Genomic DNA, 11,275 nt, shown 5'->3' on the forward strand with positions numbered 1-11,275 from the left:
TTTGAAGGTTTTTTACGGAAAAATCACGGCTCGCTGTCAGGTAAGGGTGTTTGCATTCAAGTATAATAGGGTTAAGTAACAAAGTAAGATACTTTGCAAGAAAAGGGAATTGAGGAGATTTTATGGCTCAACGGGTAGCCACGGAGTATGTCAATGCGAGCCTTACACTGACGGAAGCCGAAATGCCGCGATTGATTTCCCTTTGCGAGAACCAGCAGCTGAGACTGCCAAGGTCTGTTCTGGGATAACGGAAACCAGGAAGTCATGCTGGAGGATGAAAGCGGAGGAGAAGCGATCCGCTTGACCTTCGAAAGAATGAACGGACAATATCGCTGTTCGCTTACCTGCCGCGTCGTTCACCTTAAACTTACCGATACTTTACGCAAGCTCGTTGCCGGTTTCAAAGGCGATGCCGTAGTCAATCGGATTTATCCCGGGTTCACGATGGTTTATCACTATGTGAATGGCTCCGTTTCCCGGATCGTAGAAGCTAACGGCAATAATATCCGTACTGTATTCGAGCACAGAGATACGCTGGGACGGTTGGAAGCGCAATTCAACCTCTGTTCGGTTGAGGAAGAGATCCAGCGATTGCAGGGCTCCGTGAATGAGCTGCTGGATATCCGTAACAAGACGAAAGATCCCCTGCACATTTCGGACATCGATCAGAGATTGAAATATCATAGCCGGACACTGTTTGCTCTGGAAGCTTGAGAACTTGATAACATGCACAAGGAGCCCCATTTATGCGGCTCTTTTCTTTTTTCGGAAATATCGCACTTTCGCCGTCTTTTGCGCATATTTTGGGACAGAGCTTGCTTTTCGAATTCCAGGTTTGGAATGCCTCTTGGAGCCAGGCGGGGCAAGGGCGAAAAGTGAAAAAATTCTTCCTAAAAAAAACTGTTGCATTTACACCGAATAGATGGTATTTTTAGATTCGTTGACAACACAATAGGAACCAGGATTCACTCAAGGAATGCGGTGTGAGAGCAGATTCCCTCCAAGTGAATGACGTAGGTCCTAGCGGATGAAATCAGTAACACATTTTATTCCTAGGAAGGGGGAACCGAAAGATGGAATATTCAACTTTCGGACGGCACGTTGCGGTTGATACATGGGGAGGCAACATCGATCTCTTGAACAGCGCAGAACTTCTTCAATCGCACATGGTGGAGGCAGCCGAAGCATGCGGCGCAACCGTTCTCTCGGTTCAATCCAAACAATTCGAGCCCCAGGGCGCAACTGTATTGGTACTGCTGTCGGAGAGTCACATCTCCATTCACACGTATCCTGAGAAGGGTTTTGCTGCTATTGATTGTTATACTTGCGGCGAAACGGTTGATCCTCAGGCTGCAATCGACTACTTAGTAAACGTTCTGAAACCGGAAAAAACCTATGCGAAGAAATTGATCCGCGGCGTCGGCGAAATGCAAGTGGTAGAGCCGTCAATGAAGCAGGTCGAGCTCGTTTAATAACTGCTTAAGTCAAACCCATGAGGCCGCGGCCCCATGGGTTTTTCAATACACCCTCCGCGGACAAGCAAAAAGTGGAATAGACCGGCTGCATGTCGACGACAATAGAATAAAAGCTCGGCTTCTTCCGGTCAAAAAGTGTTCATAATTGGAAAGAACGAGCCTGTGGAACTATGATATAATATTCTTTGATTAACAGGATCGGCTATCGGCTCCCTCAAGAAAGGCAGGTGAATGCTCGTGCAAATGATCGTCGTAGGATTGAACTATCGTACCGCCCCCGTGGAGATTCGCGAACGGTTCGCGCTGGCGGAACAGCAACTGCCTCTAGCGCTTGAGGCGCTGAAGCAGACTACGGGCATTCTCGAGGGAGTAATCGTGGCCACCTGTAACCGGACGGAGTTATATGCCGTCGTCGATCGGCGGCATTTATGCGGACATTACATCCGCGCTTTCATGGAGCAATGGTTCCAGGTACCTCGCGCGCAATTTAACCCTTACCTATATATGCATGAAGATGACCAGGCCGTTGAACATTTGTTCCGGGTAGCCTGCGGCCTGGATTCCATGGTCATCGGTGAAACGCAAATTCTCGGTCAAGTCCGAGATGCGTTCTTGCTGGCCCAGGAGCACCAAGCAACGGGAACTTTGTTTAACCGTCTTTTCAAACAAGCTGTCACGGTCGCCAAGCGTGCTCATTCCGAGACGTCGATCGGCGAGAGCGCCGTTTCGGTCAGTTATGCGGCAGTCGAATTGGGCAAGCGTATATTCGGCCGCTTTGACGATAAGAAGGTCATGATCGTAGGTGCCGGCAAAATGAGCGAATTAACGGCTCAGCATTTGCACAGCAACGGTGCCAAAGAAATGTTCGTCGTCAATCGGACCTTGGAGCGGGCGCAGGAGCTGGCGCACAAGTTTCAGGGAAACGCGATGGCGATGGAAGATGCGGTGCAGCGTCTGCATGACGCGGACATCGTCATCAGCAGTACAGGCGCGCAGCGTTTCGTACTTACACGGGAGCAGATCGAATCTGCGATGTCCGGGCGGAAGAATCGGCCGATGTTCTTGATTGACATTGCGGTGCCGCGTGACATCGATCCTTCCAGCAGCGACATTCCGAACGTCTTCCTCTATGACATCGATGACCTGGAAGGCGTAGTCGAGACCAATATCGCCAAAAGGCGCAAAGAAGCCGCGATTATCGAAGAGATGATTGCCGAAGAGCAGGAAGCGTATCGCAGCTGGTATGCTACACTGGGTGTCAGTCCGCTCATCCGCGCACTTCAGGAGAAAGCGGCCGGCATTCAGGAGCAAACGCTGGAAAGCCTGCTCCGCAAACTGCCGGAGCTTGATGATCGGCAAGTTAAAGTCATTCGCAAATTAACGAAGAGTATTGTCAATCAAGTCATACACGATCCCATTTTGCGCATTAAAGAGCTGGCCGCGGACAAGCGGAGCGACGAAGCTTTGAAGCTTTTCGTTCAGCTGTTCGATTTGGATGAGCAGGTCGCCGAGCTGAAAGCCGAGGAGAAGGCGGAAGCGATGTCCCGCAAGGATGCCGCTGTTGCTGCCGCTGCTGCTGCAGGTAAGAGCCCGGACGCGACGCTGGATGTCGACAGCCTCCTTTCCAAGCTTGCCGGCGCACTCAGATAAAGCAAGGGATACGGGAGGCGATGCCCCCATGGTAACGCAAGATTGGCTGTCCGATGCCGTACTGTATATATACGCCCTGAGCCTGCTGTTCTTTGTGTCCGACGCCGCTTCCGGCAACCGGAGCGCCCGAAGAGTAGGAACAGGGCTCCTTGTTTTTGTTTGGGTATTGCAAACGGGTTTTTTGCTGATGATTCTGGTCGAGCACTTTTCCGTGCCTACCATGAATTTGAGAGAGTATCTGTTTTTCGTGTCTTGGCTGCTCGTGTCGGTCTCCTTCATTCTGAATCGATGGATAAGGGCCGAGCTTCTCGTTCTGCTGGTTAATGTGGTCGGATTCGCCATCCTGGCGTTGAATCTGCTTCAGCGGCCAAAGCACGAGATGGCCCTGGCACCTTGGGAAGTTGCCCGCCGGCTGCTCGTCATCCACATCAGCTTGATCACCATAGCATTTGCCATATTGACGATCGCGGCTCTCTTGGGCGGCATGTATCTTTTTCTTCATTCGCGGCTGAAAAGCAAGAAATGGTCGCACATCATGAGCCGAATGCCCAGTCTGGAGATTATCGATCGTTATGCTTTTCGGGCCGGATTGATCGGAGTGCCTCTGCTGCTGCTTTCATTGTCGACGGGCGTCGCCGCGCTGTTGATGGACGGCAGCTCAGCGCACTTGTGGGACGAGAAGGTGCTGCTTTCCGCGGCGGCCGGAGTGGTGTATGTCGTCTATTTATTTCGTAAAGCGGTGTCTCAAGACAACGGAGCAAGGCTGGCACGCTTGAATTTGCTCAGCTATGCTTTGCTGATCCTCGGCTTCTTTATGAATTCATTATCTTCCTTTCATCGCTGGCTGTAGAATTCAGAGGTCCGCGATCGAATCGAGAGGAGTCGATGACCGTTGTCACGATGGTATCCGTTAATGCTTAATCTTGAAGGGCGGCGTTGTGTTGTCATCGGCGGCGGTTCGGTGGCGGAACGCAAAATATCAGGTCTCCTGGAAGCCGGCGCGGCCGTTTCGGTCTTCAGCCTCGGCTTGACGGAGCATCTGCGGGAGTTGGTGCACGCGGGTAAGATCGAATGGGCCAAGCGGCCGATGCAGGATGAGGACCTGGATGGTGCTGCACTTGTCTTTGCCGCTACGGACCGGCAGGACATTAACGCTCAAGCCGCACAGGCGGCAAGGGCAAGGGGCATTCATGCGAATGTCGCGGATGACGGAGCGGGCGGCGACTTTATCGTGCCTGCGGTTCTCCGCCGCGGCGATTTGATTGTGACCGCGAGCACCTCCGGTGCTGCGCCCGCTCTCGCTGCACGCGTCGTGAATGAGATGGCTGTCAGGTATGGCCCGGAGTATGCCGAGTATGTCAAAGTTTTGGAGACCGTCCGATCTATCGTCAAATCGGAAGTGGAAGATTCCTCCGAGAGGCGGAAGCTGCTGAATGCGGCGGTTACCGAAGACGCATTGGAAGAATGGCGGTCGGCATCCTGGCTGCAGGATAAAGGAAAGCTTGTGGAACGACTGAGGCAGAGAGCAAATTACACGAGGGGATAGAGAGAATATGCGCACAATCATCGTCGGCAGCCGGCAGAGCTCGCTTGCATTAACACAAACGAATCAGACGATAGAACTGATGCGGCAAATATGCCGTGATGCGGGATTGGACTATCAGTTCGAAGTGAAACCGATCGTCACGCGCGGAGACCGGATCCTGGACGTCACTCTCTCCAAAGTCGGAGGCAAAGGCCTGTTCGTCAAAGAAATCGAACAAGCGCTGCTTGATAAAGAGATTGATTTGGCGATACATAGCATGAAGGATATGCCCTTTGAGCTGCCGGAAGGGTTGACGATCGGTGCTGTGCCGAAGAGGGAGGATCCCCGCGACTGCCTGATCTCTTCCGATGCAGCGGGTTTGCAGGAACTTCCTCAAGGTGCCAAGGTCGGCACAAGCAGCCTGCGCCGTGCGGCGCAGCTCCAGGCGGCTCGACCGGACCTGCGGATAGAGTCCATTCGCGGCAATATCGATACGCGGCTTCGCAAGCTTTCCGACGAAGGATTCGATGCCATTCTTCTGGCGGCGGCCGGTCTGCACAGGATGGGCTGGAAAGACCGGATCACTTCATACCTTTCCCCTGACGATTGTTTGCCGGCCGTCGGACAAGGAGCTTTGGCGGTGGAGTGCCGGATCGATGATGAAGAGGTGATGGCACTGCTTTCTCGCCTCAATGATCCGGTTACGGCACGTACGGTTGCAGCCGAACGGCGCCTGCTGGGGTTGTTGAACGGCGGCTGCCAGGTGCCGATCGGCGCCTATGCGCAAGCGCAGTCCGCTGAACCTGATGCGCCATTGACACTAACAGGCATGGTTGCTTCGCCGGACGGATTCCGGCTGCTCAGAGAATCCGTTACCGGGAACGATCCGGAGCAGGTAGGCTTCGATGTGGCGCAAGCACTGCTGCTAAGAGGAGCGGACCAAATCCTGGCCGAATCGAGGGAATAAGCCGATGTCAAAAGGTAAAGTATATCTGGTCGGCGCGGGGCCGGGTGACCCCAAGCTGATTACGGTGCGCGGATTGGAAGCCTTGCAGCGCTCGGATGTCGTCGTGTTCGACCGGCTGGCGGGTCCGCAGCTGCTGAATCATGCGCGGCCGGACGCGGAACGCATCTATGTCGGCAAACTTCCGGACCGTCACACGATGAAGCAGGAAGATATCAACCAACTGCTGGTGGATCTCGCGCTGCAGGGCAGAACCGTCACCCGTTTGAAAGGCGGGGACCCTACCGTATTCGGCAGGGTAGGGGAAGAAGCCGATCTGCTCAGGCGGAACGACATTTCCTATGAGATTATTCCAGGCATCACTTCAGCAATTTCCGTTCCGGCTTATGCGGGAATTCCCGTTACACACCGGGATTTGGCATCCTCCTTTTCCGTCATTACCGGCCATGAAAGCCCCGATAAGCTGGACCGTTCCATTCAATGGGACAAGGTAACGAATGCGACGGGCACTCTCGTGTTTTTGATGGGTGTGTCCAAAATCGGATATATCAGCGAACAGTTAATGAAGCACGGACGAGCGCCCGCAACTCCGGTAGCTCTTGTGCAATGGGGGACACGCGCGGAGCAGAAAACCCTGGTAGGAACGCTCCGGGACATTGAACGGAAAGTCAAGGAAGCGGATTTTCAGCCTCCGGCCGTCATTATCGTCGGCGAGGTCGTGCGGCAGCGCGAAACTCTCGCTTGGGTTGAGGACAGGCCTTTATTCGGGCAAAGGGTGCTGGTTACCCGGGCACGATCGCAAGCGAGCGAGCTGGCCGCCAAAATCGACGAGTTAGGCGGAGAGCCGTACGAGTTTCCCGTCATCGAGACGAGAGCTCCGAAGGCGTCAGCAACGATTAATGCCATTCGCAAGGCGCTCGCTGACGCGGAAGCATACGATTGGGTCATGCTGACAAGCGTCAACGGAGTGGAATTCTTTTTTCACTGGCTGGATCGTTTCAGCATCGATATCCGGCGCTTCCACAAGGCCAAATTCGTGGCTGTGGGGCCGAAAACCTCTGCTGCGCTTGCTGCGCGCGGGATTCTGGCGGATTTACTGCCTGAGAATTTTCGCGCGGAAGGCATGCTGGACCGTTTGGACGGCTTGGTGAAGCCCGGCCAGAAGGCGCTGCTGCCAAGGGGCGACCTGGCCCGCGAGCTGCTGCCGAACGAACTGAAGGCCATGGGTGCCGAGCCTGTGGAAATCGATGTCTATGAAACGGTTTTCGCTGCTCCTCAGGACCTCTGGCTTCCTGAAATGATAGCAAACGGTGAAATTCATTTCATTACTTTTACAAGCTCCTCCACCGTTCATAATTTACTACAGGCGCTGCGACAGCTGGGGATTGAAGACCCTGCCGCAGCATTGCAAAATATCGAAATTGCTTGTATCGGCCCGATCACGGCCAGAACCGCCGAACAGAACGGCTTGCACGTCACCGTCGTTCCCGAGGATTCAACGATAGACGGACTTGTGCAGGCATTGGCGGATAGAAGAAGGATATTGAAGGGAGAGTAATTGACAATGGCTTATCCTTTAGTAAGACATCGCAGATTGCGCAACTCCGCTGGACTGCGAAGCATGGTGAGAGAAACAAGCGTCGAGGTTAATGACTTCATAGCGCCTATTTTCGTGACCGAAGGCAATGGCATCAAAGAAGAGATCAGCTCTATGCCGGGTGTCTATCATTGGTCGCTTGACAACATGGAAGAAGAAATCAACGAAATGGTGTCGCTCGGTATACAATCCGTTCTCGTGTTCGGCGTACCTTCCGAGAAGGATGCTGTCGGCAGTTCCGCTTACGATGAGAATGGAATTGTTCAGAAGGCGATTCGGCGGATCAAATCACTGTATCCCGATCTGGTTGTCGTGGCCGACACTTGCTTGTGCCAGTTCACGGACCACGGTCATTGCGGGGTCGTTCATACGACTGAATGCGGAGCGGACATCGACAACGACGAGTCTTTGGCTCTTCTTGTGAAAACTGCCGTGTCGCAAGCTAAAGCGGGGGCGGATATCATCGCGCCTTCCAACATGATGGACGGTTTCGTGGCGGCCATCCGCGAAGGCTTGGACGAAGCGGGATACAAACATATTCCGATCATGTCCTATTCGGTCAAATATTCCTCGGCGTATTACGGTCCTTTCCGCGAAGCCGCCCATTCCTCGCCGCAGTTCGGCGATCGCAAAACCTATCAGATGGATCCGGCCAATTCGCGTGAAGCGCTCCGTGAAGCCGAGTCGGATATTGCGGAAGGCGCCGATTTCCTGATGGTCAAGCCCGGGCTGGCTTACCTGGATGTCGTGAGGATGCTCAGAGACCGCTATAATTTGCCTTTGGTGGTATACAACGTGAGCGCGGAATACTCGATGGTCAAAGCGGCGGCCATGCAAGGATGGATCGACGAGCGGGCAATCGTCATGGAAACGCTGCTCGGCATGAAGCGTGCGGGTGCGGATCTGATCATCACCTACCACGCCAAGGATGCCGCTCGCTGGCTGCAGCAGGGCTGATTTTTCCAATCCCAATTTATAGGATGTGAATGAACATGGACGCTAATCGCACTTCGCGCAACGACACCCGGTCCAAAGCCGCATTCGAACGCGCCAAACAATTCATTCCCGGCGGTGTGAACAGCCCGGTGCGTGCTTTTAAATCGGTAGGCTTGACGCCGCTCGTCATAGACCGAGCTCAAGGCAGCCGCATTACGGACATCGACGGGCAAACCTATATCGACTATGTTCTCTCGTGGGGCCCGCTGATCGCAGGCCATGCTCATCCCGACGTGGTGGAGGCGATCAAGCGTACGGCTGAAAAAGGAACGAGCTTCGGCGCTCCCACGGAAATTGAGACTCTGATGGCAGAGCTCGTGTGCGAAAGAGTTCCTTCCATCGACATTGTGAGGATGGTGAACTCCGGAACCGAGGCGACGATGAGCGCTATAAGGCTTGCCCGGGGATATACGAAGCGCAGTAAAATATTGAAGTTTGAAGGTTCTTATCATGGGCATGCGGACAGCTTGCTTATTAAAGCCGGCTCCGGTGTTGCCACGTTAGGGCTGCCTGACAGCCCCGGGGTTCCGGAAAGCGTCGCTTCCCATACGATCACGGTTCCTTATAACGATCTGAATGCGGTTAAAATAGCTTTCGAACGTTTCGGCGAAGAAATCGCGGCAATCATCGTTGAACCGGTGGCCGGCAACATGGGGGTCGTGCCGCCGTTGCCGGGATTTTTGTCCGGCTTGCGGGAGCTCACTTCTTCTAATGGGAGCCTGCTCATTTTTGACGAGGTCATGACCGGGTTCAGGGTTCATCGCAATTGTGCGCAAGGTTTATATGACGTGACACCGGATCTGACCTGTCTGGGCAAAGTGATCGGCGGAGGTCTCCCTGTCGGAGCGTACGGCGGCAAACGGGAGATTATGGAGCAAATGGCGCCGGTCGGACCTATATATCAGGCAGGCACGCTGTCCGGGAACCCATTGGCGATGGTTGCGGGGTACACAACGTTGCAGATGATGACCGAGGAGGCGTACCAGCTGTTGGAGCGGCTTGCAATGCGGCTTCAAAGCGGATTGGAAAAGAACGCTCAGCAAACGGGAGTGCCGATGACGATCAACCGCGTCGGCTCGATGATCTGCCCGTTTTTCACCGATCAGCATGTCATCAACTATGATGTCGCCCGCACGGCGAATGCTGAAACGTTCCGCAGCGTGTTCCGCGGCCTGCTGGACCGCGGAGTGAACATCGCGCCGTCTCCTTTCGAAGGCTGGTTCATGTCCACCGCCCACACCGACGCCGACATCGACGCCACGATTGAAGCTCATCGGCAAGCTCTACAACAACTGTAAATAGCAATGAACCGGCAACGGCAGGTTTGCACGAATGAGTGCGAAGCTGCCGTTGTTTTTTTGTACAGCTGTCAAACAGTAGTCAAACGAGGTCGACCGCGCGGGAAGCTGTAAAGCGGCAATACCGTCTTACAGCAGCCAACTTGCTCACGTGGGAAGCTATAAAGCGGCAAAACCGCCTGCGGGCACAAGATGTAAGGCCAGCAACCGCCCTTACACGGACCAAACCGCCTGCGGCCGTAAGCTGTAAGGCCGGCAATCGGCCTTGCATACAGCTCCGCTCGGGGTTGTTTGCTTTTTCCCCGGTGACAGGCATGCCCGCATATCCTCGGCATATAGATAATTAGTGAGTTGTAAAGGACCCGATTTGCGTGATCGGGCGCTTATGCCGAAAGGAGGATTCCGTTGTGACGGATCAATTGAGCGGGTTGCGTTTTGATATTTACGAACGTGTCAGCCTGCCCGAGGATGTAGCCGCAATCGAAGAGCTGGAGGAGATCGAGCTGGTGCCTCACATGCAGGCGCTTCCGCAAGACGATCATGTGCTTTTAAAGGGCCATCTGCTTCTGTCCGGGGTATATCGATCGCAGCAAACCAGGGCCGAATCGCAGTTGGAGCATTGGATACCGGTTGAAATTTCGCTGCCGCTGAACCGTATCACGAAAGTGGAAGAGTTAGCTGTCGAAATAGACAATTTTGACGTGGACCTGATTTCCAGCCGTACATTGAATGTTACCGGAGTATTGTCCCTGCAGGGGCTGCAAGTATCGGCTTCTCAAGCTCCGGTGTGGCGGGATGACAGCTTCACGGTTGTGCATCAAGCGCAGCCTGAGCCCGAGCCGACACCCGCACCCGCACCTGAAACCGATCGACAGCCTGAACAGGCGTGGGCTGAGGATAGAACCGCCGACCGTGAAGAGCGGTTTGCGGCGGATGAGCCATATGGACACGAGGCGGATTGGCATTCCTCTCAGCAAGCATATCCTCAATATGAGGCGCAAAGCGCCGATCCGTCAGATGCAGAACAACAGACAGACCCGCCGCAAGAGGACCCGAAGCCGAACGGCTGGCTCTCCATGTTTCAGAGCGACGAACTCCTGCGGAAAGACAATGAGCCGGATTCCCTATCGGTTGACAACGACGAGCAATCTTCTAACCCTGCATCGTACGGTAATTTCGATTTTGAGCAACGTGCCGACAGCACGGAGCAGTCGAGGGATGAGGATGAAGCCGCCGCTTGGGCGGAAGCGGAAGCCGAACTGCAACAGCAGGCGGAAGAAAGACCGGAGTACGGGTTCGAACTGAATCAAGAGGAGTATTGGCCGCAAAAGCTTGAAGAGCCGCCGCAAAAGCTGGAGGAAAAGCCGGAGCACAAGCTGCCGGCAGCCGCCAAGCCGGTCGATACGGTCATCCGGATCCAGTCCGGTGTCGGGCTTTTGTCCCAATTGGGAGAGAGCGGCGCGAAACGGGAGGCCGAACTCAAAGAGCAGGAAGCGGCTCAAGCCGATTATGCAGCCGCAGCACAGAATAATGCGCCTGCGACGACCGGCGACGAGCTCGAGTGGACGCGGTTGTTCCTTAGCTACGGCGCTGACACGAATACGTTCAAGAAAGTGAAATTGTGTATTGTTCAGAGGGAAGACACTCTCGACGGTATAGCCACCCGCTACAATGTTCAGCCGCGGGAGCTGCAGCTTTATAACCGTTTGCATGACCCGTACTTATCGGAAGGGCAAGTGTTGTATATACCTTAACCGAAGTGAGACTGAA

11 protein-coding genes are annotated in these 11,275 nt (G+C 54.3%); all 11 read left to right on the top strand.

Annotation, left to right across the window (positions count from 1 at the left end):
• Positions 1–122 precede the first annotated feature (122 nt).
• The 11 genes from SD71_RS25530 (at position 123) to SD71_RS07975 (ending at position 11,259) form a co-directional block, all read left to right on the top strand.
• Positions 123–248 (top strand): hypothetical protein, encoded by a 126-nt coding sequence (locus SD71_RS25530; protein ID WP_268747722.1) that lies wholly within the window; start codon positions 123–125, stop codon positions 246–248.
• A gap of 16 nt (positions 249–264) precedes the next feature.
• Positions 265–714: a non-ribosomal peptide synthetase module gene (locus SD71_RS07925; protein WP_235427037.1), complete on the top strand. Its 450-nt coding sequence runs from the start codon at positions 265–267 to the stop codon at positions 712–714.
• Positions 715–1,073: 359 nt separating this feature from the next.
• Positions 1,074–1,472: an adenosylmethionine decarboxylase gene (gene speD, locus SD71_RS07935; RefSeq protein WP_041061903.1), complete on the top strand. Its 399-nt coding sequence runs from the start codon at positions 1,074–1,076 to the stop codon at positions 1,470–1,472.
• Between the two features lie 240 nt (positions 1,473–1,712).
• Positions 1,713–3,125, top strand: a complete 1,413-nt coding sequence (gene hemA / locus SD71_RS07940) for a glutamyl-tRNA reductase (RefSeq protein WP_041061939.1) — start codon at positions 1,713–1,715, stop codon at positions 3,123–3,125.
• 28 nt (positions 3,126–3,153) lie between these two features.
• Complete coding sequence (gene ccsA / locus SD71_RS07945; RefSeq protein WP_041061905.1) at positions 3,154–3,975, top strand: cytochrome c biogenesis protein CcsA; 822 nt, start codon at positions 3,154–3,156, stop codon at positions 3,973–3,975.
• A gap of 42 nt (positions 3,976–4,017) precedes the next feature.
• Positions 4,018–4,671 carry a precorrin-2 dehydrogenase/sirohydrochlorin ferrochelatase family protein gene (locus SD71_RS07950; RefSeq protein ID WP_152619384.1) on the top strand — a complete coding sequence of 218 codons (654 nt, stop codon included), beginning with the start codon at positions 4,018–4,020 and terminating at the stop codon, positions 4,669–4,671.
• 7 nt (positions 4,672–4,678) lie between these two features.
• The gene (hemC, locus tag SD71_RS07955; protein WP_041061908.1) at positions 4,679–5,617 is read left to right on the top strand and encodes a hydroxymethylbilane synthase; all 939 of its coding nucleotides are present in this window, start codon (positions 4,679–4,681) and stop codon (positions 5,615–5,617) included.
• A 4-nt stretch (positions 5,618–5,621) separates the two neighbouring features.
• On the top strand, positions 5,622–7,172 hold the full coding sequence (cobA, locus tag SD71_RS07960; protein ID WP_041061909.1) for a uroporphyrinogen-III C-methyltransferase: 1,551 nt from the start codon (positions 5,622–5,624) through the stop codon (positions 7,170–7,172).
• 6 nt (positions 7,173–7,178) lie between these two features.
• Entirely contained in the window at positions 7,179–8,168 is a 990-nt protein-coding gene (gene hemB, locus SD71_RS07965; RefSeq protein ID WP_041061910.1) for a porphobilinogen synthase, read from the top strand.
• A gap of 35 nt (positions 8,169–8,203) precedes the next feature.
• A complete protein-coding gene (gene hemL, locus SD71_RS07970; protein ID WP_041061911.1) occupies positions 8,204–9,505 on the top strand; it encodes a glutamate-1-semialdehyde 2,1-aminomutase in 1,302 nt (433 codons plus the stop codon).
• A 407-nt stretch (positions 9,506–9,912) separates the two neighbouring features.
• Complete coding sequence (locus SD71_RS07975) at positions 9,913–11,259, top strand: LysM peptidoglycan-binding domain-containing protein (protein ID WP_041061913.1); 1,347 nt, start codon at positions 9,913–9,915, stop codon at positions 11,257–11,259.
• The last annotated feature ends 16 nt before the right edge of the window (positions 11,260–11,275 follow it).

Source organism: Cohnella kolymensis, from assembly GCF_000829465.1.
In the GTDB taxonomy this organism is placed as follows: Bacteria; Bacillota; Bacilli; order Paenibacillales; family Paenibacillaceae; genus Cohnella; species Cohnella kolymensis.